Below are 26,115 nucleotides of genomic sequence, written 5' to 3'. Positions count from 1 at the left end.
GACACCAGGAGCCCCCGTGACACCCGATACCCCCGTGACACCCGAGACCCCCTCGGCGGGCCCCCTGATCGGACGCAGCCGCGCCCGTGCCGTCGAGACCCTCGGCCTCGACAGCCCCGGCACCCGCAACGCCCTCTCGGCGCCGCTGGTCGCGGCCCTCGCCGGGGCGCTGGACGACTGCGCGAAGGACCCCGGCGTCCGCGCGGTCGTCCTCACCCACACCGGCACCACCTTCTGCGCCGGCGCCGACCTGCGCGACCCCCCGGCCCCGGACGCCCTGGTCGGCCTGCTCCGGCGGATCGTCGAGCTGCCCAAGCCGGTCGTCGCCCGGGTGACCGGGCACGTCCGGGCCGGCGGCCTCGGTCTCCTCGCCGCCTGCGACATCACCGCCGCCTCCGCCGCGGCCACCTTCGCCTTCACCGAGGTCCGCATCGGCGTCGCCCCCGCGGTGATCTCCCTGCCGCTGCTGCCGCGCACCGACCCGCGCGCCCTGGCCCGCTACTACCTCACCGGCGAGCGCTTCGGCCCCGCCGAGGCCGTGCCGCTCGGCCTGCTCACCCTCACCGGCGAGGACGTCGACGAGGCGCTCGCCCCCGTCCTGGACGGACTGCGCCGCTCCGCCCCCGAGGCCCTGGCCGAGACGAAGCGACTGCTCACGGCTAGGGTGCTGGAGACATTCGACCGGGACGCGGCGGACCTCGCCGCACTCTCGGCCCGGCTGTTCTCCGCCTCCCCGGCCCGGGAGGGGATGACGGCCTTCCTGGAACGGCGGGACGCGGCATGGGTGGTGTGAGCACGGCGGAACGCGACCGCGTGCCCAAGCAGGACCGCAGCCGCGTCACCCGGCAGCGGCTGCTGGAGGCCGCCGTGGCCTGCCTCGCCGAGCACGGCTGGGCGGGCTCGACGGTCTCGGTCGTCGCCGAACGCGCCGGTGTCTCCCGGGGAGCCGCGCAGCACCACTTCCCCACCCGCGAGGACCTCTTCACCGCCGCCGTCGAGTACGTCGCCGAGGAACGCTCCAGCGCGCTCAGGGACCTCTTCCCCGAGGGCGCCGCCGACCGCCGTGCCGTCGTCACCGCCCTGGTCGGCCTGTTCACCGGCCCCCTCTTCCGCGCCGCCCTCCAGCTGTGGGTGGCCGCCGCCAACGAGGAGCAGCTGCGCGGCCGCGTCACCGAGCTGGAGTCCCGCGTCGGCCGTGAGACGCACCGCATCGCCGTCGAGCTCCTCGGCGCCGACGAGTCCCGCCCCGGCGCCCGCGAGACCGTCCAGGGCTTCCTCGACATGGGCCGGGGCCTCGGTCTCGCCACCCTCCTCACCGACGACACCGGCCGCCGCGACCGCGTGGTGGCCCAGTGGGCGGCCCTGCTGGACGAGGCGCTCGGCTGAACCGCCGCGGCCGGGGGCGTGCCCGGGGGTGAGCCGGTGAGCACAGGTACCGGTGGCGCCGGTGTGAACCGGACCACACACGATTCCCGCGCGCCGCAGTACCCTTTCCGCATGCTTCCGATGCTCGTCCGCCGCCGCCACGTGGACTACGTGCGCGTCACGAGCATGGGCTGTCGGCGTTCCGCCTGACCTCAGCCCCTTTTTCTCTTTTTCTTTCGTCTTCCCTGTCTTCCGGCATCCGGAGGCCGCCCCACCCCGCGCGGCTGCCCGTGCCCCGTACACCCTGCGGACGCACTCATGACGAACACCCTGACGAACCCGTCGAACCCGTCGGCCCTGACGAACCCGTCGTACGACCAGCTCCCGATCATCGACCTGTCGGCCGCCGACCGCGGTCCCCAGGCCCGCGCCCTGCTCCACGCCCAGCTGCACAGCGCCGCCCACGACGTGGGGTTCTTCCAGCTCGTCGGGCACGGAGTGACCCGGGAGGAGACGGACGCCCTGCTCACGGCGATGCGCGCCTTCTTCGCGCTGCCCGAGGCCGACCGGCTCGCCCTCGACAACGTCAACTCCCCGCATTTCCGCGGCTACACGCGCACCGGTGACGAGCGCACCGCCGGGGCCCGCGACTGGCGCGACCAGCTCGACATAGGCGCCGAGCGGCCCGCCCGCGTGCCCGGGCGCGACGAGCCGCCGTACTGGTGGCTGGAGGGCCCCAACCAGTGGCCCGCCCGCCTCCCCGAGCTGCGCGCGGCGGCCCTCGCCTGGGTCGACAGGCTCAGCGCCGTCGCCGAGCGCCTGCTGCGCGAGCTGCTCACCGCCATCGGCTCGCCCGCGGACTTCTACGACGCGCTCTTCGGCGACCGCGCCTACCCGCACCTCAAGCTCGTCCGCTACCCCGGCAGCGCCGGCGACGGCACCAGCCAGGGCGTCGGCGTCCACAAGGACTACGGCTTCCTCACCCTGCTCCTCCAGGACACCGTCGGCGGCCTCCAGGTCCTGCGCGAGGACGGCCTCTTCCACGACGTGCCGCCGCTGGAGGGCGCCTTCGTGGTCAACCTCGGCGAACTGCTGGAGGTCGCGACCAACGGCTATCTGATGGCGACCAGCCACCGTGTGGTGAGCCCGCCCGGCGCCACCGAGCGCTTCTCCGTCCCCTTCTTCTACAACCCGCGCCTGGACGCCAAGGTCGCCCCGCTGCCGTTCCCGCACGCCTCCACGGCACCCGGTGTCACCACCGACCCGGCCAACCCGCTCTTCGCCGAGTACGGCTACAACGAGCTGAAGGGCAAGCTGAGGGCGCACCCGCTGGTCGCCGCCCGGCACCACGCGGACCTGCTGACCCCGGCCTGAGAAGGACGGACCGGGATCGAGGCGGCCCCAGGATCGAGGCGGCCCCAGGATCGAGGCGGCCCCGGGCTTGCGGCCGGCCCCGGGCCGTCGTCCGCTCAGCCCTCCTTGCGGGCGTGCAGCACGCTGCCCTCCAGGGGCAGGGGCGAGCGGCCCACCAGGGTGAGTCCCGCGTCGGCGAACAGCCGGGCGTAGTGGCCCGCGTGGCGTTCCCGGCCGCCGACGTTGCACATCATGTGCAGGTCCCAGGAGGTGGCCAGGGAGGCCGAGCCGTCGTCGGGCAGCACCCGCTCGACGACGAGCAGGTCGGCGTGGCCCGGCATCGCCCGGGCGCAGTGGCGCAGGATCTCGCGGCACCGCTCGTCGTCCCAGTCGTGCAGCACCCGGGACAGGACGTAGACGTCACCGTCCGGCGGCACCTGCGAGAAGTCACCGGCCCGGAAGGCACAGCGCCCGGCGGTGCCGGCGGCGCCCAGCGCCCGGCGGGCCGCCTCGATCACGTGCGGGCGTTCGAGCAGGACGCCGCGCAGGCGCGGGTGGGCGCAGAGCAGGTGTCCGAGCAGTTCGCCGGTCCCGCCCGCGATGTCGACGACCGTCCCGGGCGCGGACGCCGTGGCCGCCGCCACGACGGCCGGGTGCTGGGCCAGCGGCTCGAACATGCGGGTGCTGGCGGCCATGGACCGGTCGAACAGCCCGGCGAGCTCGGGGTCGCCGGCGAAGTGGTCGAAGTGGTTGTCGCCGAAGACGTGCTCGAAGCCGGGCTGTCCGGTGCGCACCGTGTGCCCGAGCGCGGCGAACGACCGGTAGAAGGGGCCGCCGTACAGCAGCGCCAGCGGGCGCAGCGAGTCCGGCGGGTCGGCCCGCAGCAGCTCCCCGGTCCCGGTGAGCCGGTAGCCGTCGCCGTCCTCGGCCACCACGTCGAGCGCCGCGAGGTAGCGCAGGAGCCTCGCCAGGCTCTCCGGGTCGGCGCCGGCCGTCCGCGCGAGTTCCTGGACACCGGCCGGGGCGCGGGTGTCCATGGCGTCGGGCACGCCCAGTTCGGCGAACGCGGCCAGGGCCTGGGTGGTCCAGGCTCCGGTCAGCAGGTGCAAAAGCGATTCGGCGGGGCGGCGCGCGCGGTGGTGCCGGTCCAGGTGGACGGCGAGCACGTCCTGGTGGTCGCCGTGCACGTACAGCTCCACCCGCCGGTAGCCGGCCTTGGAACCGGCGGGCGCGGTGAAGTAGAACACCGTGCCGTCCTCGTGCGGGTTGTAGCCGCCGCCGTCGGGGACCGCCCCGTGCCGTACGAGGGTCGCGCACAGGCCGTGCAGCGCCAGCGGGTCGGGGTGCTCCACCTCGAAGGCGACGTGCGCCTCGTGCTGGAGCGCCCGTTCGTGCTCCGCGAGCCGGGCCAGGTCCGAGCCCGGTGGCACGGTGAGGGCGAACACCTCCACGACGCGCCGCTCCCCGTCCAGGCCCGTCACCTCGGGACGCAGGATCCCGACGTCGAGTTCTGTCGCGTCGCGCCCGTGCCGCGCGGCCAGCCGCTCCCGTACGACGACGCTCGGGCGCCCGGGCCCGTCCACGGGCAGTCCGCACGCGGCGAGCGTGGTGCGCAGGGCCTCGGGTCCGGGCGGGAAGACGAGCAGGGCGGCGTGCGCGAACCGGCAGCGTTCGGCCAGCATCCGCAGTTCCGGGCCGTCCAGGCCCGGCAGCAGCAGCGGGAGCAGGCCGGCGGTGTCCTGTTCCCTGACGAAGCCGGCCGCGGCGCGCAGGCGGGCCGCGTCGCCGCCCGGGGCGGCCGCCGGACCGGGCGTCGTCGTGGGTGAGGGCATGGCGGTGGGCAGGGGCGTGGGCATCGGCAGAGGGACCTCGTTTCGGTACGGGGGTGAAGCCGTGCTCAGACGCCGACGTAGTTCTCGGCGAACCAGTCCTGGCGGGTGCGGGAGGTGCGCAGCGACTCCATGCGCGTGCGCCGCAGCGCGTTGTGGAACATCGTTTCGCCGTCCGCGGCGGGCGGGCCGTGCAGCAGCCGGAGCATCCACTGGGAGAACTCCTGCGCCCGCCAGATGTGCGTCAGGCAGCGTGCCGAGTAGCGGGCGAGTCCCTCGCCGTCGCCGTGGACCAGTTCGTCGGTCAGGGCGCGGGCGAGGAGTTCGGCCTCCAGGACAGCGAGGTTGGCGCCCTTGGCGGCGGACGGGCTGATCACGCTCGCGGCGTCGCCGGCGAGGAACAGCGGGCCGTGGCGCAGCGGTTCCACCACGTCGGAGACGTGGTCGACGACACCGCGCTCGACGATCGGCCCCCGGTGCAGCGGGCCGTACTCCTCGGCCCGCATCCGCAGGTCCAGTTCCGCCCAGATCCGGTCCTCGGGCCACGCGTCCGGTGAAGTGCCGCGCGCGCACTGGAGGTAGTAGCGGGTGACCTCGGGGGTGCGGGCCATGTGTCCGGCGAAACCCCGCTCGTGCACCGCGTACCCCACGGCGTCGAGGCTCGGCGGCGCCTCGGCGAGCAGACCGAGCCAGGACACGCCGTGGTCGCGGTGGTGGCGGACGGTGCCGGGCGGCAGCGAACGCCGTGCCGCGCCGTGCCGGCCGTCGCATCCGGCGACGTACCGCGCCCGCCACCGCCCCGGGCGGCCGTCCGCCTCGCGCACCGTCACCGAGGGCGGGCCGGACGGCGCCCCGAGCACGCCGACCGCCTCGGTGCCGAAGCGGACGCGGCCGCCGCCGTCCTGGAACCGTGCCAACAGGTCGGAGACCAGGTGCTGCTGGGGGTAGACGGTGTGGAGCTCACCGCCCCCGAGGGCGCCGTAGTCCAGGCGGAACCGGCCGTCCCCGGTGCGGAACTCGCAGGTGCCGTGCGTCCGGCCGTGCCGGCGCAGGCCGTCGGCGAGGCCGTGCCGCTCCAGGATCCGTACGGTGTTCGCGGCGAGGAAGCCGGCGCGCGCCCGGGTCCGGACGTGCGCCGGGGTGGCGCGCTCCAGCACCACGCAGTCGATCCCGGCGCTCAGCAGGAGGTTGCCGAGCACCAGCCCGGCCGGCCCCGCACCCAGGATGACCACGTCGGCCGTGTCCTCGGCCGCACGGATGTTCCGCCCCTTTGTCACGGGAGTGGATCTTAATCGGCGAAACGGTCACTCATGGGCGCATATCAGTCGAACGGTGCATTCCGTTTTCGGGCTCAGTGGGCGATGTCCGCGAAGCCCTCGATCTCCTGCGGGCCGCGCGTGCCGGGCCCCACATAGGTCGCGGACGGCCGCACCAGGCGCCCCGTCCGCTTCTGCTCCAGGATGTGCGCCGACCAGCCCGCGGTCCGGGCGCACGTGAACATGGACGTGAACATGTGCGCCGGCACCTCCGCGAAGTCCAGCATGATCGCGGCCCAGAACTCCACGTTGGTGGCCAGCACCCGGTCCGGGCGCCGGTTGTGCAGCTCCTCCAGCGCCGCCTTCTCCAGCGCCTCCGCGATCTCGAACCGGGGGGCGCCCAGTTCGCGGGCGGTGCGGCGCAGCACCCGCGCGCGCGGGTCCTCGGCCCGGTACACCCGGTGCCCGAAGCCCATCAGCCGCTCACCGCGGTCGAGCGCCTTCTTCACGTACGCCTGGGCGTCGCCGGTCCGCTCGATCTCCTCGATCATCCCGAGCACCCGGGAGGGCGCGCCGCCGTGCAGCGGCCCCGACATGGCGCCGACCGCGCCGGACAGGGCCGCGGCGACGTCCGCGCCGGTGGAGGCGATGACCCGCGCGGTGAAGGTGGACGCGTTCATGCCGTGCTCGGCGGCGGACGTCCAGTACGCGTCGACGGCCGCGACGTGCTTCGGGTCCGGCTCGCCCCGCCAGCGGATCATGAACCGCTCGACGACCGAGCGCGCCTTGTCGATCTCCCGCTGCGGCACCATCGGCAGCCCCTGCCCGCGCGCGGACTGGGCGACGTACGACAGCGCCATGACGGCGGCGCGGGCGAGGTCGTCGCGGGCCTGGCCGGCGTCGATGTCCAGCAGCGGCTTCAGCCCCCACACCGGGGCCAGCATGGCGAGCGCCGACTGCACGTCCACGCGGATGTCACCGGAATGGACGGGGATCGGGAACGGTTCGGCGGCCGGCAGACCGGGGTTGAAGGCGCCGTCGACGAGGAGTCCCCACACGTTGCCGAACGAGACGTGACCGACCAGGTCCTCGATGTCGACGCCCCGGTAGCGCAGGGCGCCGCCCTCCTTGTCCGGCTCGGCGATCTCCGTCTCGAACGCGACGACTCCCTCGAGTCCGGGTACGAAGTCGGACATCAGGCGGCTCCTCATGTGTCGGCGGCGGTAACCCCGTGATGCCCCGATCGCCCGGTGGTCACCCAAAACCGCGGGGGGATGAGCACGATATCCCCGGGCCCCGGCCTTGGGGAGTCCCCGCGACACCGAGTGCCACGGTCGCCCGGTACGGCAGGATGACCGCGTGACCGATCGCGAACCCCTGCTCGACCCGGCCATCGACCCCGCCGCCATGCGCAAGCAGTACCAGGCGGCCGGGCTCGACGAGAAGGACCTCGCCACGCACCCCATGGACCAGTTCACGCGCTGGTTCGAGGACGCGGCACGGGCCGCGCTGCACGGCACGCTCTACGAGCCGAACGCGATGGTGGTCTCCACCGCCGACGCGGCCGGCCGGCCCAGCTCGCGCACGGTCCTGATGAAGGGCTTCGACTCCGGCGGGTTCGTCTTCTACACCAACTACGGCTCGCGCAAGGCGGCCGAACTGACCGTCAACCCGTACGTCTCCCTGCTCTTCCCCTGGCATCCCGTCGCCCGTCAGGTCATCGTCTCCGGGGTCGCCCGCCGCACCGGCCGCGAGGAGACCGCCGCCTACTTCCGCAGCCGTCCCTACGGCTCCCGGCTCGGCGCCTGGGCCAGCGCCCAGTCCTCGGTGATCGGCTCCCGGGAGGAGCTGGAGGAGGCCTACGCCGCACTCGCCGCCCGCTACCCGGAGGACGGGGAGGTCCCGGTGCCGGAGCAGTGGGGCGGCTACCGCGTCGCCCCGGAGACGGTCGAGTTCTGGCAGGGCCGCGAGAACCGCCTCCACGACCGGCTGCGCTACACCGCCCGCCCGGACGGCACCTGGCGGACGGAACGCCTCAGCCCCTGAACACCCCGGGGCCGGGGCCGTGCGGGAGCCGTGGCCGTACGAGAGCCGGGGCCGCGCGGGAGCCGGGAGCGGCCGGGAACGCAGACGACCCGCGAGTTCGGGTTCTCCGCCGTGCGGCGGGGAGCCGGCCGGACGTACCGGCGAACTCGCGGGTCGGGCGACTGCTTGGATTGGGCCGGCTGCGCGCGTCTCGCACGCGCTGGTCCGGCACCGCACAGGTGTGGTGGCAGGCCGCTAGCCCGCAGCCACCTCCGACGTCCGGTGTGCGTACATGCTCCGAACCACCTCCTCTCTTCGGTGCTCCCCACCCTAGGAAGCCGCCGGGAGGACCTCAACCGTTTTTCCGCCGCCGTTCTCCCGCCGCTGTTCACGGCGTCCCCGACACGTGGACGGCCCGCCCCGCACCGGCCTACGGTGCCGGGCATGAGCGATTTCCGGATCCTGCCCGTGACCGGCGAGGCGATGCTGGAGCAGTGGCGGTACGTGCACAACGTGATCGTGCCGCCCGCCGCCATGTCCGCCGCGGACGCGCGGGAGCGTGCCGGGCGCTACCGGCTGGAGAACGCGTACCTCGGGCAGGAGCTGGTCGGCTGCTCCACCGTCCGGCCGCCGGCGGGCGAGGAGGCGGTGGCCACCGTGATCGCGCGGGTGCTGCCGGGGTTTCGGCGGCGCGGGTTCGGCAAGGCGCTCTACGACAACGCGCTGGCCCACGCGACCTCGGAGGGAGCGGAAGTGATCGAGACCTGTGTACTCGCCGCGAACGCGGACGGACTGCGGTTCGCCGGGCGGCGGGGGTTCGCCGAGACCGACCGGTACACGCTGGAGGAGGGCGGCGCCGAGTGGGTCGACCTGCGGCTGGGCCGGATTCCCGGGGACCCGCAGAACGATTCCTTCAATCTTGCGGGAACTTGATGTGGGCTGCGTCACGTTCGAGTTGAATGAAGGCCAGTGAGCGGACCGAGCGCACGACGTGCGCCGACGCAGCTTCCAGGGGGTCCAGGTGAGTGCTTCCCGGTGGAGTGGGATCACCGATGAGCGGGGACCGGGGGACGAGCCGGGGCGGGACCGCCCGAAGCGTCCCGAGGGTCCCGGGGAGTCGGGCGGGTCCGACCTGCTCGCCGCGCTGCTGGACGGCATGGACGCGGCGCTGTGCGCGTTCGACGCCGAGGGCGTGGTGACGCACTGGAACCGCGAGGCGGAACGCATCCTGGGCTGGAGCGCGGCCGAGGCGGTCGGGCGGCACGGATTCGCCGGCTGGGCGGTGCGCAGCGCGGACGCCGAGGAGGTCCAGGCCCGCCTGATGGCGGCCATGCACGCCTCCGGACGCCAGGTGCACGAGTTCGCGCTGCTCACCAAGGACGGCGGCCGTGTCCTCGTACGGACCCAGTCGGCGTCCGTGCGGGGGCCCGACGGCGAACCGGCCGGGCTGTACTGCGCCTTCAGCGAGGTGCACACGCAGATCGACCTGGAGCGGTCGATCGCCCTGAGCGAGGCCCTGTTCGAAGAAGCGGCCTGGGGTGTCGTCCTGGTGGACGCCGACCTGCGGCCCGCCGTCGTCAACGCCTGCGCCGCGCGCGCGTTGGGCAGCGGCCGGACCGCCGTGCTCGGCCGTCCGCTCGGTGAACTGCTCACGCAGGGCGTGGAGGAGCTGGAGGGCGCGCTCACCCATGTGCTGGCCGAGGGCGCGCCGCCCGCGCCCGCCGAGATGTGGGTGACCGTGCGCGCGGCGGAGGGCGAGCAACGGCGCTGCTGGCGCAGCGGGTTCGTGCGGCTGGCCTCGCCGCTCGCCGAGGAGCCCGTGCCGCTCGGCGTCGGCTGGCTCTTCCAGGACGTCACCGAGGCCAAGCAGGGGGAGCAGGAGGCGTCCCTGCTGCGCTTCCGCGGCAACCAGCTGCACCGCGCGGCCCGCGCCGCCGCCGAGTGCGAGGACCCCGCGGAAGCGGCCGTCGTCCATCTCGACTTCGCCCTCGCGGGCTTCGCCGACCACGCCGTCCTCGACCGGCTGTCGGGCCCCCGCGCCGAGGGCGACGACACCGCCCCCGTGCGGCTGGTGCGGCTCGCGGCCACTCCCGGCGGCGCCCCCGGCCCCAGCGTGCTCACCGGTGCCGCCGGGCTGCCGCTGCGCTACGCGCCGGGCCATCCGGCGCTCCAGTGCGTCGAGCGGACGAGCACCGTGCGCGCCGCCGCCGGCGGAGTCCCGGCCGAGCGGGCGCGGGAGTGGGCGCTGGCCCGCCAGTGGCCCCCCGAGGCGGTGCACGCCCTGTGCGCGGTGCTGCGCAGCAGGGGCCGGACGCTGGGCGTGGTCACCTTCCTGCGGGGGCCCGGCCGCAGCCGGTTCGAGCGCGCGGACGCGGCCTACGCGGAGGACGTGGCCGGACGCATCGCGGCCTCGCTGGACCTGGCGGGCGCGCTGCGCGGGAAGCCGGGGGAGTAGGCGCGGGGAGCGGGCACGGGGCCCGGCCGGTCAGTGGTGGTAGAAGATCCGGTCGCCGTACTCCTCCATGACCCGGCTGTTCCAGTCGTGGCCGCCGTCGACGTTGCCCGAGCGCAGGAGCGGGGGTTCGACGCCCCGCTCGGCCAGGGTCGCGGCCGTGGTGGCGAGGACGGCCTGCATCAGGGCGGAGGTGACGACCGTGGAGGCGGGGGCGAAGGGCGCCGGGATGGTGTCCAGGGTCAGCTCGGCGTCGCCCACGGCGATCTTCGAGTCCAGTACGACGTCGCAGTGGTCCTTCAGGAAGGTGCCCGAGGCGTGCCGGGAGCCGGTCCCGGTGGCGTAGGCGACCGAGGTGACGCCGATGACCCTGACGCCGAGGGCACGGGCGCCCTGGGCCATCTCCACGGGCAGCGCGTTGCGGCCGGACAGGGAGATGACGATCAAGGCGTCGCCCGCGCGGAGGGGGGACGTGCGCAGGACGGCGGTCGCCAGTCCGTCGACGCGCTCCAGGGCGGAGCCGAGGGTGGCCGGGAGGACGTCGACGCCGACGACCCCGGGGACGGCGAGCAGGTTCATCAGGGCGAGGCCGCCCGCGCGGTAGACCACGTCCTGGGCCGGCAGCGAGGAGTGCCCGGCGCCGAAGGCGAACAGCCGCCCGCCGGCCGCGACGGTGTCGGCGAGCAGGGCGCCGGCCGCGGCGATCGCGTCGGCCTCCTCCTCGCGGGCCCGCCGCAGCAGGCCGATGGCGGCGTCGAAGAACAGCTCGGCAGGCGTGGCGTCGCTCATGCGGTGCCCCTTCGCGTCGGTGTCGCGGATCACCGTGCGGTCTGGACCACTGCGGTGTCAATACGGCCGCCCCGCCCGCCCCCGGCCGCCCCGCGGATCCCGTGCGGCACGGGCGCGGGGGCCGCGGACGCCCCGCTTTCCCGGGTACCGCCCGCTTGTCAGTGGGGTACGGCAGAATTGATGCCAGGGCCAGCGCACGCGGCCGGGCTGCCGGCAGAGGTAATCGAGGGGCACGTATGTCCGGACTGATCGACACCACGGAGATGTATCTCCGCACCATCCTCGAACTCGAAGAGGAAGGCGTTGTCCCCATGCGGGCCCGTATCGCGGAACGGCTCGACCAGAGCGGGCCGACGGTGAGCCAGACGGTGGCCCGCATGGAGCGTGACGGCCTGGTGTCCGTCGCCAGTGACCGACACCTGGAACTGACCGACGAGGGGCGCCGGCTGGCGACGCGCGTGATGCGCAAGCACCGCCTGGCCGAGTGCCTGCTGGTCGATGTGATCGGCCTGGAGTGGGAGCAGGTCCACGCGGAGGCGTGCCGCTGGGAGCACGTGATGAGCGAGGCCGTGGAGCGCAGGGTGCTGGAGCTGCTGCGCCACCCGACCGAGTCGCCGTACGGCAACCCGATCCCGGGTCTGGAGGAGCTGGGCGAGAAGGACGGGGCGGACCCGTTCCTGGACGACAGCATGGTGTCGCTGGCCGACCTGGACGCGGGCACCGACGGCAAGACGGTCGTCGTCCGCCGGATCGGCGAGCCGATCCAGACGGACGCCCAGCTGATGTACACGCTGCGGCGGGCGGGGGTGCAGCCCGGTTCGGTCGTGAGCGTGACGGAGTCGGCCGGCGGGGTGCTGGTGGGCAGCGGCGGTGAGGCGGCCGAGCTGGAGGCGGACGTCGCCTCGCACGTGTTCGTCGCCAAGCGCTGAGCAGGGGTAAGGCCCCCGGCGCCTCGCGGCGTCGGGGGCCTGTCCTCCCCTGGTGCTGACCCGGAGCCCCGAGCTCTCAGGGTCATCCCCTTGCGGACCGTTTTTCCCCGAGCGGTCCGCCTCCCGCCTGAAAGATCCCCTCGCAGACGGCGATCATGCCTCGCGAGGTGTCACTCGAAGGAGGGGTGTTGTCCGCCGATGCGGAATTTTCGAATGAGCATTCGATAGTCTGCGACGGCGGACGAGGACCAGTACGACGACGAGGGCGACCGCCTCGACGGCACGCACCGCGTGTACGGCAAGCGCAGCGCGTACGGCGCCGAGGACGGCGACAGCGACGGGCCCGGGTAGTACACCGGTACGAGGCATGCGGAGCTGGGGGTGCCAGGCCGATGGCACGGCGTATCGACGTGACGGGAGCGGGCGGGGTGCGCCTGGCCGCCTGGGAGTACGCGGACCCTCCCAAGACGGAGGCGGAGTCCGCCGCACCGGGGGTGCTGCTGCTCCACGGTCTGATGGGGCGGGCCTCGCACTGGGCCGCCACCGCCCGCTGGCTCGCCGAGCGGCACCGCGCCCTCGCGCTCGACCAGCGCGGCCACGGCCGCAGCGACAAGCTCCCGCAGGCCGCCTACACCCGTGAGGCCTATGTCGAGGACGCCGAGGCGGCCCTCGAACAGCTCGGTCTCGCCCCGGCCGTCCTCGTGGGCCATGCGATGGGGGCCCTGACGGCCTGGCAGCTCGCCGCGAAACGCCCCGATCTGGTGCGCGGCCTGGTCCTGTGCGACATGCGGGCCTCCGCGCTGGGCGCGGCGTCGCAGCGGGAGTGGGCCGACTGGTTCCGCTCCTGGCCGGTCCCCTTCGCCACCCTCGCCGACGTCCGCAAGTGGTTCGGCGAGGACGATCCCCGGGCCGAACGCCCGAGCCCCGGCCGCGGCGAGTTCTACGCCGAGGTCATGCACGAGTGCGCGGACGGCTGGCGTCCGGTCTTCGAGCCCGAGCAGATGCTGAGGACCCGCGAGAGCTGGGTGTACGACGCGCACTGGGAGGAGCTGGCCCAGGTGCGGTGCCCCGCCCTCGTCGTGCGCGGCCTCGACGGCGAGCTGGGGCGGGCGGAGGCGCAGGAGATGGTGCGGGTGCTGCCGCGCGGGGCGTACGCGGAGGTGGCCGACGCGGGGCATCTCCTGCACTACGACCTGCCGGGTGCCTGGCGGACGGCCGTGGAGCCGTTCCTGGAATCCGTGCTGGGGTAGTTCGGCCCCCACGGCCCACCGGCCCCCACGGCCCCACCGGCCCCCACGGCCCCACCGGCCCCCACGGCCTCGCGGCCCCACGCCACGGCCTCGCGGCCCCACGCCACGGCCTCGCGGCCCGCCGGGCGAGCCCAGGGGCCGCCCGGTGCCGTCAGCTCTTGCTCACCGCCGTCAGGATCTCCGGCAGGCGGGCCGCCGTCCTGGAGGCCGCCAGGCGCAGCCCGGCCCAGGTGAGCGCCGCGCCGTACACCGCCCCCGCCGGGAGGACGAGCCACGTCCGGCCGTCGTCCGAGACGAGGTGCAGGGCGATCGTCAGGGCGATGACCGGCGCGCACAGCACGGCCGCCGAGAACAGCCCCCCGAACAGGGCGACGACGGCCAGCCCCGCCTGCCCCGGGACCACGTTCCGGTGGCCCTCCTGGGGGATGGAGTAGGGGAAACGGGCCGAGGCGAAGGCGCCGGTGGCCAGCATGGCGCCCAGGACGGCGAGGGAGAGGCCGAGGACCTCCGGCAGCCGCGGCCAGGCGTGCAGGAGGGCGGCGGTCGCGGTCGTCACCAGCGTGGCGTACGGCAGGGTGATCACGAGCAGGGCCAGGGCCCGGCCGCGCAGTTCCTCGTAGGCGTCCCGGGGTGAGGAGATGGTCAGGGCCACCATCCAGAAGGCGGAGGTGTCCTGCCCGAACTGGTTGTACATCTGCATGCCGAGCATGCCGGCGGCGAAGCAGGAGAAGTACACCGACCCGGTGCCCTGCAGGGCGTTGAAGACCGGCACGATCAGCCCGATGGCCAGCGAGGTCGCCCAGGCGGCCTTGGTCTTGGGGTCGCGCCAGATGTAGCGCAGGGAACGCTCCATGACCGTTCCCGTACGGCCCCCCGGCAGCAGCCGGCCCGGCCCGGCCGGGGAGCGGTCCCGTGCCGTGGCGTCCGCGCTCTGGAGCGTGGAGGCGTCGGGCGAGGTCATCAGCCGGGTCAGGCTGCGCGCCCAGGTGCCGATCAGCAGCGCCAGGGCCGCGGCCGAGACCGCGAGCCGGGCCGCCGCGGTGCCGTACGCGCCCTCGCTCACCGCGTGCACCGCGCCCACCGCGGAGGCGGGCGGCACCCAGGACAGCACCTCCGCGACCGGCCGCAGCGGGCCGAGCCCGGCCGAACCCAGCCGCTGCATGCCGAAGTTGACCAGCTGCGCGCCGACGGCGACGACCAGCCCGCTCAGCACGGCCAGATCGCGGCCCTTCCTGCTGCTCAGCAGACGCGTGTTGGCGGCGGCGACGACCCGTGCGAGGGCCACGCAGACCAGCAGCGCGACGGCGACGGCGACGGGCGCGAGGACGTACGCCGCCGCCCCGCGTGCCACCGCCAGCGTGCACCCGGCCAGCACCAGCAGCGTGAACAGCGGGCCGATCCCGGCCAGGGAGGCGGCGAGCAGGGCGCGGGCGAGCGGGCGGGGCCGCAGCGGCAGCATCGCCAGCCGGCCCGGGTCCAGGGTCTCGTCGCCGCCCGGGAAGAACAGCGGCATGACCGCCCAGCCGAGGGCCAGGAGGGCCGCGGCGGGCACGGCGACGGCCTCGGCGTGCGCGTGTCCGCGCAGGGCGAGCAGGCCCGCCAGCTGGAGCAGCGCGAACAGCACGGCGACCACCGCGGAACCGACGAAGACGGCCCTGCGGCCCGCCGACTGCCGCAGCCCGTTGCGCAGCAGCGAGAGTTTCAGGCGTACGAGGGTGGCGGTCGGACTCGGTGCGGCCTGCGGCCGCACCGAGTCCGCCGCCGCTGTCGCGGGCCCGGTGGGGGCCGGTTCCGAGGTGGCGGGCGGGAGGGTCATCGGGCCGCACCGCCGCCCAGCCAGTCCAGGTCGGAGGCGGTGTCGCGGCCGCCGGCGCCGACGAGTTCGAGGAAGGACCCCTGGAGGGTGGGGTGGCTCCCGCGCACCTCGGCCAGCGGGCCCGCCGCGCGGATGCGTCCGGCGGCCAGCACGGCCACCCAGTCGCACAGCGACTCCACCAGTTCCATGACGTGCGAGGAGAACACGACGGTCGCGCCGGAGGCGGTGTACCGCTCCAGCACCCCGCGGATGGTCTGCGCGGACACCGGGTCGACGCCCTCGAACGGCTCGTCGAGGAAGAGGACTTCGGGGTTGTGGAGCAGGGCGGCCGCGAGCCCGATCTTCTTGCGCATGCCGGTCGAGTAGTCGACGACGAGCTTGTGCTGGGCGCCGGCGAGGTCGAGCACGTCGAGCAGCTGGGCGGCACGCTTGTCGACCTCCGCGCCGGGCAGCCCCCGCAGCCGTCCCGAGTAGCCGAGCAGTTCACGCCCCGACAGCCGCTCGAACAGCCGCAGCCCCTCGGGCAGCACGCCGATCCGGGCCTTGACGGCCACCGGGTCCCGCCACACGTCCTGTCCGGCGATCTCCACGGTCCCGTCGTCGGGCCGCAGCAGGCCGGTCACCATGGACAGCGTGGTGGTCTTCCCCGCCCCGTTGGGCCCGACCAGCCCGATGAACCTCCCCGCGGGAAGGTCGAGATCGATCCCCCCGACGGCGACCTGTTGTCCGAACCGCTTCCAGAGCCCTCGCACACGCACCGCAGCCTCGGTCATGCGGCCCACACTACGACGGTCACGACACCTTCAGGGGCGGGGGCCGGACATCGGGGACCAGGGGTGAAGTGCTCCGCCCGACCGCGTACGTGACGGACCGTCAGCGGTCGCGGCCGCAGGCGTAGGCGAGCGGGGAGATCAGTTCCTCCGCGTCCGGCAGCCATCGGTTCGCCGGGGTGGGCCGGCACGCCCACTGCACCGCGCGGGACCCGAACCGGGTCGGCGGAGCGGCCACGTAACCCCCCTCGCCCAGCGGCACGAGGTCGAGCGAGGCCGGCGCCCACCCCAGCCTGCGCACCAGTTCGGCGACCTTCAGCGAGCCGCCCGGCAGCACGAAGAACCGCATCCGCCCGTCGGGGGCCAACGTGACCGGACCGAGCGTCAGTTCCATCCGTTCCATGCGGGCCAGCGCCAGGAAGCCCGCGCTCTCCGGGACGGACAGCGCGTCGAACGTCCGGCCCGTCGGCAGCAGGATCGACGCGGCCGGCTGCTTGTGCCACATGCGGCGCGCCACGGTCGCGCTCCCGGTCGCCTGAGCCGCCCAGTCGGGACGTGCGGGATGCGCGCCCGGCGCCGGACAGGAGGCGTCGCCGCACGAGCAGCGCTGCACCCCGTCGACGGCCTCCAGCCAGGAGCCCGGGAACACGTCCCAGTGCCGCTCCTCGGCGTAGCGTACGGCGGTCTCCAGCAGCGATTCCCCGCGCTGCTGCGGAATCTGGGCGGCTTCGGTGCCGGCGATCGTCTCTTCCACGCCCCACTCAACTTCAGTGCCCACCGGGGGTTACGGCCCTGGCGCGCGCGGGCGAGGGGCATCGGCCCGGCAGTCGGGGCGCATGGATGCACCTCCAGGGGCGCGCGGGGGGACGGGGGGCGTGCGGCGGGTAGCCAAAGAGGGGGCCGCCGCCGTCTTTACCCCGGCAAACCGCACATGTCACGCATTGACGGTATGTCAACGGGGCATCGATCTTCATGACCGGATTTTTCCCGGAGGGATCTCCACGTTCCAGGGTTCGCAGGGGGTAGCTCATGGCCGCAAGGCCTCTCGTGGCGAGGCAGCCCAACGAACGGCTGCAGGCGCTCATCCAGGAAGCGGGGTGTTCGAACGCCGGGCTGGCCCGGCGGGTCAACATGTGCGGCGCCGAGCACGGCCTCGACCTGCGCTACGACAAGACGTCCGTGGCCCGCTGGCTGCGCGGCCAGCAGCCGCGCGGCCGGGCCCCCGCGATCATCGCGGAGGCGCTCGGCCGCAAACTCGGCCGCACGGTCACCATCGACGAGATCGGGATGGCCAACGGCAAGAACCTCGCCTCGGGGGTAGGCCTCCAGTTCTCGCCCACCGTGCTCGGGGCCATCGAGCAGGTCTGCGAGCTCTGGCGCAGCGACGTGGGCCGGCGGGACTTCCTGTCCGGCTCCTCGGTCGCCGCCTCCGCGCTGGTCGAGCCCAGCCGGGACTGGCTGATCTCGGCGCCGGACGCCCAGGTGGCCCGGCAGGCCGGCCCGCGCGTGGGCCTGTCCGACGTGGCGGCCGTGCGGTCCATGACCCAGGCCCTGGTGGACCTCGACCACCAGTACGGCAGCGGGCATGTGCGCCCGGTCGTCGTGCACTACCTCAACAGCGTCGTCTCCGGGCTCCTCGCCGGGTCCTACCGGGAGGCGGTCGGGCGCGAGCTGTTCGCCACGGTCGCCCGGCTGACCGAACTGGCCGGGTACATGGCCGTCGACACCGGTCAGCCCGGGCTCGCCCAGCGTTACTACATCCAGTCGCTGCGCCTGGCGCAGGCGGCCGGCGACCGCGGCTACGGCGGCTATGTGCTGGCCGCCTCCATGAGCCACCTGGCTGCCCAGCTCGGCAACCCCCGCGAGATCGCCCAGCTGGCGCGGGCCGCGCAGGAAGGGGCACGGGGGCGGGTGACGCCGCGGGCGGAGGCGATGTTCCACGCGGCCGAGGCCCGCGGACACGCCCTGCTCGGCGACACCCACGCCGCCCACGCGGCCTCCGGGCGGGCGATCTCGGCGATGGAGCAGGCGGACGCGGCCTCCGGGGACGACCCGGTGTGGATCTCCCACTTCGACGAGGCCTATCTCGCCGACGAGCTGGCGCACTGCCACCGCGACCTCGGCCAGGCCGACGCGGCGGCCCGGTACGCCGAGCAGTCCCTGGCCGGGCATCCGGAGACCCGCGCCCGGCGCCGCGCCATCGGCCATGTGCTGCTGGCCTCGGCCCATGTGCAGCGGCGCGAGATCGAGCAGGCCTGCCACGCGGGTCTGAAGGCGGTGGAACTGCTGGAGACGCTCCGCTCGGGCCGGGGCGCCGAGTACCTGGAGGACCTTCAGCAGCGCCTCGAACCGTTCCGGGACGAGGCGGTGGTCCGGGAGTTCGGAGCCCGCCTCGACCTCCGGCAGGCCGCCTGAACACCAGCCCCGCGAGCGCGTGAACGGAGGGGAAACGGCGCCCGCGGAAGCGCGGTCGCCATGAACAGCGCATCGCGGGGTGGTTTTGTTACTGCTGTCACAGGGAAGTAGATCGCGCCCTGAGCTGCGTGGCACCCGGCTCGGGGGACCCGGTAGCGTGAGCCGACGATTCCGAAGGTCCCCCAATCGTAGGAGTCCTGGTGACGCAGAGTGGACAGGGCGATGAGCCCTCGGCGCAGCCCGCGCACGAAGGCATCGTGCTGCCCTCCGACGGAGGCGCACCGCTGCTGCCCGGCATGACGGGCGCGCCCGCGCCCGCCGCCCCGGCGGGCGGTCAGGCGTGGGGCGGTTCGTGGGGTCCCGGCGGGGACCACGCGCCCCAGCAGGACCAGGGCTGGCCGCAGGCCGCGGGACAGCAGTGGCAGCCCCAGCAGCAGGCCCAGGGCGCCGACGGCGCCGGCCCGCTGCCCCCGGAGGGCGCCCCGGCCCAGCCGTACGGCGCGCAGGGCTACGAGCCGCACGCCCAGAACCAGGGGTACGGCCAGGGCGGCGGACAGCCCGCCTACGGCGCCCCCGACCCGTACCAGCAGCAGTACGCCTCCCACGGCGCTCCGCTGCCGCCCGCCTATCCGGCGGCTGGCGCCCCGCTGCCCGCGGCCGACGGCGCGACGCAGTACATCCCGCCGGTGCCCGCCCAGGGCGGCGCGCCCGAGGGCGCGACCCAGTACCTGCCCCCGGTCCCGGCCGGCGGCGCGGACGAGGGCGCCACGCAGTACATCCCGCCGGTGGCGGCGGGCGCCCTGCCGCCCGAGGGACCCGGGGCGCACGACCCGTACGCCGGGCACGGACAGCAGCCGGGCCTGGACCAGCAGGCCACGCAGTACATCCCGCCGGTCACCGACCAGGGCGGGGAGCGGCAGCCCCCCGCCGAGTTCGACAACCTCTTCCGCGGCGCCCCCGCGGGCGGCCCGGCCGGCGCCACGCAGCAGATGCCGCGCGTCGAGGACTCCTACCCGGCACCGGTGCTGCCCCAGCAGTCGTCGTACCCCATGTCGATGGACGACGAGGGCGGCCGCCGCGGCGGCGGCCGGACCGGTTCGCGGCTGCCGCTGATAGCCGCCGTCGGTGTCGGCATCATCGTCATAGGTGTCGGCGCCGGCGCGCTGTTCAGCGGGGGCGGCGACGACAAGAGCGACGACAGCAAGCCGGCCGCGTCCGTGTCCTCCCCGGCCACCCAGCCCTCCTCCGCCCCGCCCGCCGGAGCCGACCCCGCCAAGCAGCAGGCGGTCGACCTGGACCGGCTGCTCGCCGACAGCGGCGGCAGCCGTGCCTCCGTGATCCGGGCCGTGGGCAACATCAAGCAGTGCGACAACCTCGACCAGGCGGCCGCCGACCTGCGCTCCGCCGCCAAGCAGCGCGCCGACCTGGTCACCCGGCTCGGCCAGCTGTCCGTGGACAAGCTGCCGGGCAACGCCGAGCTGTCCGCCTCCCTCACCCGGGCCTGGCAGGCCTCGGCCTCCGCCGACAACCACTACGCGGCCTGGGCCGACCAGGCGGGCCACGGCAAGAAGGGCTGCCCCCACGGCCACGCCCGCCCCACCGGCCAGACGCAGGCGGGCGACCAGGCGAGCGTCACCGCCAGCGCCCAGAAGGCCAAGGCGGCCGGCCTGTGGAACGCCATCGCCGGCAAGTACGGCCTCACCCAGCGCCAGCCGACCCAGCTGTGACCGGCGTTCCCGGCCGCCTCCGGCCGGGAACGCCGGTGGCGCCCTCCCCGGCCGGGAAGGGCGCCACCCGCGCGTGCGGACGTCAGTCGACGTCCGCGGTCTCCAGCGTTCTGGTCATGTCCGTGACCCCGTCGGGCCCTCCCTGGCCGCCCTTCGCCGCGACGAGCCTGCCGTCGCGGACCACCTGGAGGGTGACGTCGGCGTTGACGAGGCGCGGGAAGCCGACCGCGGCGAGCACGGTCCGGTCGGGCCAGTGCAGGGTCGGGGTGAGGCCGCCGGTCGACACCTTCAGGCCGTGGTCGAGCGTGTGCCGGACGGTGTCCGGGCCCACCTCACCCTCGGCGATCTTGTCCAGGGCGGCCATCAGCACGGTGTAGGCGATCCAGGTGGTCTGCACGCCGGCGTCCGCGGGGTCGATGCGGTTGTCGCCGAACGCCTCCTTGCTGATCACCTTCTTCATCGGATCCCAGCGCGGATCGGACGCCACCGGGTACCAGGCGGTGATGTACGCCCCCTCGTACGGCCCCTCCGCGCCGCCCGTGGCGTTGATGACGGTCTGGTCCACGCTGCCCAGCACGGTCGCGGTCCGCACCTTGGGGAAGTCGTCGCGGGCCCGGCGGAAGGAGTCCATGAAGGTGTCGGTGCGGTCTCCGAGCGCGGGCACCACGCACCCCTGGCGCGTGGTGCCCGTGGTCGCGAACCGCAGCGCCCGCTCGGACTGGTCGTCGTACTGCGTGGAGTTCTCCGCGGCGAGCTGGTCGCCCGCGTCCGCGTGGCCGCCCTGCTTCAGGCCCGAGTCGAGCATCGGGGGCAGGGCGTCGCCCGCGATGCTGTCGGGGCGGATCAGGCTCACGGGGCCGCAGGTGCCGGCCAGTGCCTTGCCGAGACCCGCCAGGAGCGCGGGCTGGCCGCCGTTGACGGGGTACGACATGGCGCCGGTGAACTCGTCGTTGGTGACGCCGTAGCCGCCGATGTAGGGGATGCCGGCTCCCTCCAGCGGGGCGAGGAAGGAGTCGCCGAACTGGCTGTAGGAGCCGACCACCGCGACCGCGCCCTCGGTCACCGCGCGCCGCGCGCACCGTGCCGCGCCCACGCTGCTGTTGTGGTCGTTGCAGGTCAGGACGTCGAGTCTGCGGCCGTGGACACCGCCGTTCGCGTTGATCCACTTCGCGTAGGCCACGGCCATGGCGGGCATGCCGGGCTTGTTGGTGGCGTCGGTGTTCTGGGGGGCCCAGGTCATCACCTTGATCGGGCCCTCGTCCGCGCCGCCCGCGGTGCCGGGGACGATGCCGCACCCTGCGGTGAGCGCGGCGCACACGGCCAGCGCGCACACGGCCAGCGCGCCCGCGGCGAGCGCGGCGGCGCGGACGGGGCGGGGAAGCGGGGGGAGGAAGGTGCTGCGCTTGCGTGGCCTGCCGGTCATGGACACGCACGATTCCCTCACATCGCTAACCCAGGAGTGACCCTCGGTCGACGAGAGGTGACGCACAGGTGAATTGCGGGGGCCTGTGAGGCGCGGGGGACGCGGAACGTACGATCGATGACCGTGCAAGGTTCGGAGAACTCTTCCCGTCGCGGCCGTCGCTCCTCCACCATGGGCGCCATGCCTCTCAACGACATGCCGTGGTGGCGCTGGCGCTGCAATGTGCGCTCCGCGCTGCACATGCTCTCCGACCCGGCGTTCCAGCGGGACGTCTGGCTGGCCGGCGTCGACGGATACGGCGACGTGACGGACGCCGTCTACCGGCTGGTGGAGGACACCTGGCTGGACAACTGGTCCGCCGAGAAATACGTCGGCACGATCTTCCGGGACTCGCAGGAGGCGGCGCTCGTCGACACCGCCGTGCTGCGGGTGCTGCGGATCATGCACCAGGTCGGTCCCGACGCGCCGGTCGCCGCCTACCTCGAACACCACGCCTGGCCGGAGGCCGTGCGGGCGGCGCGGGACGCCCATCTGCGGCTCGCGACGAGCGACGGGGACGACCCCGAGGGCCCGCCGCGCAGCCTGGAGGTCCTGCGGATCGTGACCCGGGCCGCCTGAACACCGCCGGGCGGCGAGTCCGGACACGACCCGGTCCGACCGGCGGACGGCTCGCCCCGGCGGCGGGCCCCCGTGAGACTCTGTGGTGTATGAACGAGCAGCCCAGCGGCGCCGTCGCGCCTTCGGACCAGTACGTCCTCACCCTCTCCTGCCCTGACAAGAAGGGCATCGTGCACGCCGTCTCGAGCTACCTGTTCATGACCGGCTGCAACATCGAGGACAGCCAGCAGTTCGGTGACCACGACACGGGCCTGTTCTTCATGCGGGTCCACTTCTCGGCCGAGGTCCCGGTGACGGCGGAGAAGCTGCGGGCGAGCTTCGCGGCGATCGGTGACTCCTTCCAGATGGACTGGCAGATCAACCGGGCCGACGAGAAGATGCGCATCGTGCTCATGGTCAGCAAGTTCGGGCACTGCCTGAACGACCTGCTCTTCCGGGCGCGGACCGGCGCGCTGCCGGTCGAGATCGCGGCCGTGGTCTCCAACCACACCGAGTTCGAGGAACTGGTGCGGTCGTACAACGTCCCCTTCCACCACATCCCGGTGACGAAGGAGACCAAGGCGCAGTCGGAGGCGCGGCTGCTGGAGATCGTCCGCGAGGAGAACGTCGAACTGGTGGTCCTCGCGCGGTACATGCAGGTCCTCTCGGACGACCTGTGCAAGCAGCTCAGCGGCCGGATCATCAACATCCACCACTCGTTCCTGCCGAGCTTCAAGGGTGCGAAGCCCTACCACCAGGCGCACGCGCGGGGCGTGAAGCTGATCGGTGCCACCGCCCACTACGTCACCGCGGACCTCGACGAGGGCCCGATCATCGAGCAGGAGATCGAGCGCGTCGGCCACGAGGCCACCCCGGACCAGCTGGTCGCGGTCGGCCGCGACGTGGAGTGCCAGGCGCTGGCGCGTGCGGTGAAGTGGCACGCGGAACGCCGGATCCTGCTGAACGGCCGCCGCACGGTGGTCTTCGCCTGATCCGCACGCCGGTGCCGGCCTGAGCCGCACGGCGGTGCCCGGTTGAGACATACGGCGGAGTCCGCCGGAGCCCCTTCCCGCGGGCCCCGGCGGAATCACATGCGGCTCAGCCCCGCCGCCGCGTACAGCACGTCCCGGATCACCTCGCGGTCGCCGTCCTGGCCGGCGGCCGCCTCCTCGGGGGAGATGTGTCCCGCGGCGAGGCGGCAGAACTCGACGCCGTCCAGGGCCACATGGGCCACCTCGTGGTCGGCGGAGCCCTGCGCGGCGGGGGAGTCCAACGGGATCATCCACTGCCCTCCCGCGTCGCCCTCGATCTCCAGGCGCAGGCTGCGGCCGGGCGCTCCGGCCGGGACCAGGTGCGGTGTCTGCCCGGGGGCGGACAGACCGGCCCGCCGGCGCCCGGCCAGAGCCACGGGGAGCATGCGGGCCGCCAGGTCGATCATCTTGTTCAGGTGCCGGGGCGCGGGCGGGTCGTACGGGTAGTCGACCGCGTCCGCGATGTCCTCGGCGTGCACCCAGCACTCGAAGGCGCGGTCCAGCAGCGCGTCGTGCAACGGCAGTTCGAAGTCGCCGTACGACACCCCGAAGCCGCCCGCGCTGCCGCCGGTGAAGGACGCCGTGCGGACCAGGTGGTGGCTCTGCTCCCGCCAGGGCGTCCGCACGGACCGGGTCGGCGGGAAGTGCGAGGCCCGCCAGAACGCCTCGGTGCGCCCGGTCGGCCCCGGCTCCCGCGCCGAGGCCACCTCGGCCAGCGGGTCCCCGAGCCCCAGCGCCATGGCGACCAGCCCGTCGACGGACATCAGGTGCGCGATCACCCCGGCCACCGTCGTACGGCGGCTCGCGGGCGTGTCGGCCTCGAACCACCGCAGCCGTACGGGCGCGTGCCACTCGGAGTCGCCGAAGTCCTGGAGCAGCGCGTCCAGCCGCGCGGTCTCGGCGTCGTAGGGCGCGGCCCAGCCGGGCACCGGGATGCGCGGCGGACGGCGGTCCAGGCAGCTCTCCAGGACGCGGGTGCGCAGGCCGGGATCGAGGTCGAGGGGCTCGGGCTGGTGCAGCAGGCCGACCGCCTCGCGCAGCCGGCGTGCCTCGTCCGCGCAGGCCCCGCAGTCGCCGAGATGGTCCTCGACGGCGGCCGTCTCCGCCGCCGAGCAGGCGGCCAGGGCCCACGCGCCGAGCAGCGACTTCAGGACGTCGTGCGACAGGCCGAGCGGTACGGGTACGGGCTCCTCCCACCCGGTGGGGCCGGGCAGCGGCCCTCCGCCGTGGGCCTCGGACGGTCCCGCGCCGCTCATGCCGCGCCTCCGTACTCCGGCGGGGTGCCGGCGTCGTGCGCGGTCGAGAGCAGTTGCAGGCCGAGGCGGAGCCGGCGCCGTGCCTCGTCCTCGGTGACGCCGAGGTCGGCGGCGGTCTGGCGGTAGTCGCGGCGCTGGACGTAGGCCAGTTCCAGGGCGGCGCGCAGCGGGGCGGGCATGGAGTGGACGATGTAGTCGGCGCGGGCGGCGACCGCGGCGTGGCGCACCTTGCTCTCCAGTTCCTCCGGGGAGCCGCTCTCGCCCCGGGTGAGCGCGGCCGTCTCGTTGTCGCGCAGCCGCTGCACGGCCAGCCGCCGGGTCACCGAGGCGATCCAGTTGCGCAGCGGGCCCTGCCGGGGGTCGTAGGTCTCGGGGTGCTCCCAGAGATGGGCGAAGACCTCACGGGTGAGGCCGTCGGCCGCGCGCTCCTCGCCGAGGACGCGGTGGGCGAGGCTGTGCACGAGCGAGGCGAAGCGGTCGTAGAGCTCGCCGAGGGCGGCGGCCTCACCGCGTGCGAGCCGCTGCTGCATCTTGCGGTCCCAGCGGGGCGATACGTCCGTCGTCGCCATGCGGTCCCTCCCCTCGCCCACGTCCAGCCTGTCCGTGCCGTCCTCTCGAATGTAGTCGGCACGTCAGACAGCGCACGCCCCTTTGTGTCAATGTGCGCCCCTCCCCGCGCCGCAGGTGATAGTGCCCTCTTCACACAACCTTCACACAAGGCGTGCGCGACTCTGATCGAACAGGATTGACAGTGACCGAAACAAGTCCCTTGCCGATCGCCATCGGTTTGTCGTTCAGGGTTTCAGGGAACCGCCGCTGGGCAGCCGCGCGGAGAAGACGACAATCGGAGGAACTGCTTCCGTTTCCGGGCGGTTCCGGGAGATCCGGCGAGCGGAGGGCAGGGCCGTGGGATTCGAAGTGACCGGCACCGAAAGGGGCGAATGGGCGGTGCTCCGGGTGGCGGGTGAGCTGGACCTGGTGACCTCACCGGTCCTGCGCCAGCGCGTGCACGACGTCGTCGCCGAAGGCCACCACCAGTTGGTGCTCGACCTCTCGGAGGTCTTCTTCTGCGACTCCAGCGGGGTCGGCGTCCTCATCGCCGCCCGCCGGCTGATCCGCTCCTGCCAGGGCCGGCTGCGGCTGATCCTGCCCGACCGGGGTGCGGACGACGGCTCGCACGTCAACCGGGTGCTCGGTGCGCTCGGCGTCCGCCGCCTGTTCGACGTGCGCCCCGACGTGGAGGCGGCCGTCGCCGACGAGGCGGACCCGCTCTCCGCCTGACCGCGGGCCGCCGCGCACCGCGCCGGGGCCGGATCCATGGCCCACGATGTCGCGGATCGTGGCGCAACCGGAATTACGGAGCGTTGATATCGGGTTGTGTCCATCGCGTGACTCGTCACGGCACGGAGTCGGCGGCCCCCTCGGGTACCTTGTGTGAGATGCGAGTGGCTGCGAGCACGAGCCGTGCCGGTGGTGCCCTTGGGGCGTCCCCGCGTCACGCGGTGCGCGCCGCTGTTCCAGGGGTGACAGGGGCCTTCGGCCCCACCCGTTCGACTCCCCGGCAGACGCGTCGCACAGTATGCCGCACGCGTACTCCTTCGCGCTGGAATATGCCCGAAGCGCTTGTTGGGGTGACTGTACGTCAACCATGCTGTCTCGTAAGGGAATCACGTTCCGTGACCCTTGCTCTGGCCGTTGTTCTGGCCATGCAGAAAATGGCTACGATCGTGGCCCTGGTCGCGCTGCTCGTCGCGGTTCGCGCCGCGATGTCCAGGTGGCGTGGGGTCATGTGTCCGCCGGTTCGGATGGTGTGAGCGGTGCAGGTGCTTCAA

23 protein-coding genes are annotated in these 26,115 nt (G+C 74.0%); 13 read left to right on the top strand and 10 right to left on the bottom strand.

From position 1 onward, the window contains the following. Positions 1-16 precede the first annotated feature (16 nt). The 3 genes from ACIPRD_RS23045 to ACIPRD_RS23035 all read left to right on the top strand — a co-directional run bounded on the left by ACIPRD_RS23045 (position 17) and on the right by ACIPRD_RS23035 (position 2,739). A complete protein-coding gene (locus ACIPRD_RS23045; protein ID WP_356404722.1) occupies positions 17-793 on the top strand; it encodes an enoyl-CoA hydratase family protein in 777 nt (258 codons plus the stop codon). Beyond that, positions 781-1,386: a TetR/AcrR family transcriptional regulator gene (locus ACIPRD_RS23040; RefSeq protein WP_356404724.1), complete on the top strand. Its 606-nt coding sequence runs from the start codon at positions 781-783 to the stop codon at positions 1,384-1,386. The genes ACIPRD_RS23045 and ACIPRD_RS23040 overlap by 13 nt, the downstream gene beginning before the upstream one ends. A gap of 297 nt (positions 1,387-1,683) precedes the next feature. Then, complete coding sequence (locus tag ACIPRD_RS23035; RefSeq protein WP_401565538.1) at positions 1,684-2,739, top strand: isopenicillin N synthase family dioxygenase; 1,056 nt, start codon at positions 1,684-1,686, stop codon at positions 2,737-2,739. A gap of 95 nt (positions 2,740-2,834) precedes the next feature. Here the strand turns inward: ACIPRD_RS23035 and ACIPRD_RS23030 are convergent, their stop codons facing one another. The 3 genes from ACIPRD_RS23030 to ACIPRD_RS23020 form a co-directional block, all read right to left on the bottom strand. Further along, positions 2,835-4,550, bottom strand: a complete 1,716-nt coding sequence (locus ACIPRD_RS23030) for a methyltransferase (RefSeq protein ID WP_401565802.1) — start codon at positions 4,548-4,550, stop codon at positions 2,835-2,837. 65 nt (positions 4,551-4,615) lie between these two features. Continuing rightward, positions 4,616-5,779 (bottom strand): 4-hydroxybenzoate 3-monooxygenase, encoded by a 1,164-nt coding sequence (locus tag ACIPRD_RS23025; protein ID WP_401565799.1) that lies wholly within the window; start codon positions 5,777-5,779, stop codon positions 4,616-4,618. Between the two features lie 119 nt (positions 5,780-5,898). Then, positions 5,899-6,999 carry a citrate synthase 2 gene (locus ACIPRD_RS23020; protein WP_356404730.1) on the bottom strand — a complete coding sequence of 367 codons (1,101 nt, stop codon included), beginning with the start codon at positions 6,997-6,999 and terminating at the stop codon, positions 5,899-5,901. Positions 7,000-7,162: 163 nt separating this feature from the next. On the opposite strand from ACIPRD_RS23020, the gene pdxH reads away from it, so the two are divergent. From pdxH to ACIPRD_RS23005, 3 genes are all read left to right on the top strand, one after another. Continuing rightward, positions 7,163-7,849, top strand: a complete 687-nt coding sequence (gene pdxH / locus ACIPRD_RS23015; RefSeq protein WP_356404732.1) for a pyridoxamine 5'-phosphate oxidase — start codon at positions 7,163-7,165, stop codon at positions 7,847-7,849. Between the two features lie 423 nt (positions 7,850-8,272). Then, positions 8,273-8,761 carry a GNAT family N-acetyltransferase gene (locus ACIPRD_RS23010; RefSeq protein ID WP_356404734.1) on the top strand — a complete coding sequence of 163 codons (489 nt, stop codon included), beginning with the start codon at positions 8,273-8,275 and terminating at the stop codon, positions 8,759-8,761. Between the two features lie 88 nt (positions 8,762-8,849). Beyond that, positions 8,850-10,283, top strand: a complete 1,434-nt coding sequence (locus ACIPRD_RS23005) for a PAS domain-containing protein (protein ID WP_401565534.1) — start codon at positions 8,850-8,852, stop codon at positions 10,281-10,283. Between the two features lie 30 nt (positions 10,284-10,313). On the opposite strand, the gene ACIPRD_RS23000 is transcribed toward ACIPRD_RS23005, so the two are convergent. After that, positions 10,314-11,069, bottom strand: a complete 756-nt coding sequence (locus ACIPRD_RS23000) for an SIS domain-containing protein (protein WP_356404738.1) — start codon at positions 11,067-11,069, stop codon at positions 10,314-10,316. Positions 11,070-11,305: 236 nt separating this feature from the next. Between ACIPRD_RS23000 and ACIPRD_RS22995 the strand changes: the two genes are divergently transcribed. Together ACIPRD_RS22995 and ACIPRD_RS22990 are read left to right on the top strand one after the other, a co-directional pair. Beyond that, positions 11,306-11,998 carry a metal-dependent transcriptional regulator gene (locus ACIPRD_RS22995; protein WP_356404740.1) on the top strand — a complete coding sequence of 231 codons (693 nt, stop codon included), beginning with the start codon at positions 11,306-11,308 and terminating at the stop codon, positions 11,996-11,998. Between the two features lie 392 nt (positions 11,999-12,390). Next, positions 12,391-13,248: an alpha/beta hydrolase gene (locus tag ACIPRD_RS22990; protein ID WP_356404742.1), complete on the top strand. Its 858-nt coding sequence runs from the start codon at positions 12,391-12,393 to the stop codon at positions 13,246-13,248. Between the two features lie 151 nt (positions 13,249-13,399). Here ACIPRD_RS22990 and ACIPRD_RS22985 read toward each other — a convergent pair whose 3' ends face one another. The 3 genes from ACIPRD_RS22985 to ACIPRD_RS22975 form a co-directional block, all read right to left on the bottom strand. After that, the gene (locus ACIPRD_RS22985; protein WP_401565531.1) at positions 13,400-15,064 is read right to left on the bottom strand and encodes a transporter; all 1,665 of its coding nucleotides are present in this window, start codon (positions 15,062-15,064) and stop codon (positions 13,400-13,402) included. Beyond that, positions 15,061-15,837, bottom strand: a complete 777-nt coding sequence (locus tag ACIPRD_RS22980) for an ABC transporter ATP-binding protein (protein ID WP_356404744.1) — start codon at positions 15,835-15,837, stop codon at positions 15,061-15,063. The genes ACIPRD_RS22985 and ACIPRD_RS22980 overlap by 4 nt, the downstream gene beginning before the upstream one ends. A 100-nt stretch (positions 15,838-15,937) precedes the next feature. Then, positions 15,938-16,588, bottom strand: coding sequence for a bifunctional DNA primase/polymerase (locus tag ACIPRD_RS22975; RefSeq protein WP_401565529.1), 651 nt, complete (start codon positions 16,586-16,588; stop codon positions 15,938-15,940). Between the two features lie 275 nt (positions 16,589-16,863). On the opposite strand from ACIPRD_RS22975, the gene ACIPRD_RS22970 reads away from it, so the two are divergent. Together ACIPRD_RS22970 and ACIPRD_RS22965 are read left to right on the top strand one after the other, a co-directional pair. Then, entirely contained in the window at positions 16,864-18,249 is a 1,386-nt protein-coding gene (locus ACIPRD_RS22970; RefSeq protein ID WP_356404748.1) for a transcriptional regulator, read from the top strand. Positions 18,250-18,449: 200 nt separating this feature from the next. Next, positions 18,450-19,976: a hypothetical protein gene (locus ACIPRD_RS22965; protein WP_401565526.1), complete on the top strand. Its 1,527-nt coding sequence runs from the start codon at positions 18,450-18,452 to the stop codon at positions 19,974-19,976. A gap of 82 nt (positions 19,977-20,058) precedes the next feature. Here the strand turns inward: ACIPRD_RS22965 and ACIPRD_RS22960 are convergent, their stop codons facing one another. After that, positions 20,059-21,399 (bottom strand): ABC transporter substrate-binding protein, encoded by a 1,341-nt coding sequence (locus ACIPRD_RS22960; protein ID WP_401565524.1) that lies wholly within the window; start codon positions 21,397-21,399, stop codon positions 20,059-20,061. Between the two features lie 117 nt (positions 21,400-21,516). Here ACIPRD_RS22960 and ACIPRD_RS22955 point away from each other — a divergent pair, with 117 nt between their 5' ends. Together ACIPRD_RS22955 and purU are read left to right on the top strand one after the other, a co-directional pair. Beyond that, positions 21,517-22,017, top strand: coding sequence for a hypothetical protein (locus ACIPRD_RS22955; protein WP_356404755.1), 501 nt, complete (start codon positions 21,517-21,519; stop codon positions 22,015-22,017). Between the two features lie 89 nt (positions 22,018-22,106). After that, positions 22,107-22,988: a formyltetrahydrofolate deformylase gene (gene purU, locus ACIPRD_RS22950; protein ID WP_356404757.1), complete on the top strand. Its 882-nt coding sequence runs from the start codon at positions 22,107-22,109 to the stop codon at positions 22,986-22,988. Between the two features lie 95 nt (positions 22,989-23,083). Here the strand turns inward: purU and ACIPRD_RS22945 are convergent, their stop codons facing one another. Together ACIPRD_RS22945 and ACIPRD_RS22940 are read right to left on the bottom strand one after the other, a co-directional pair. Then, positions 23,084-24,283, bottom strand: a complete 1,200-nt coding sequence (locus ACIPRD_RS22945) for an MDMPI N domain containing protein (RefSeq protein ID WP_401565521.1) — start codon at positions 24,281-24,283, stop codon at positions 23,084-23,086. Further along, complete coding sequence (locus ACIPRD_RS22940) at positions 24,280-24,852, bottom strand: sigma-70 family RNA polymerase sigma factor (protein WP_356404761.1); 573 nt, start codon at positions 24,850-24,852, stop codon at positions 24,280-24,282. Before ACIPRD_RS22940 ends, ACIPRD_RS22945 begins: the two co-directional genes overlap by 4 nt. Before the next feature lie 337 nt (positions 24,853-25,189). On the opposite strand from ACIPRD_RS22940, the gene ACIPRD_RS22935 reads away from it, so the two are divergent. Beyond that, on the top strand, positions 25,190-25,564 hold the full coding sequence (locus tag ACIPRD_RS22935; RefSeq protein ID WP_356404763.1) for an STAS domain-containing protein: 375 nt from the start codon (positions 25,190-25,192) through the stop codon (positions 25,562-25,564). Positions 25,565-26,115 lie beyond the last annotated feature (551 nt).

The sequence above is a fragment of the Streptomyces sp. NPDC090108 genome (genome assembly GCF_044747185.1).
GTDB lineage: Bacteria > Actinomycetota > Actinomycetes > Streptomycetales > Streptomycetaceae > Streptomyces.
This window is presented reverse-complemented; position numbering and strand designations above follow the sequence as displayed.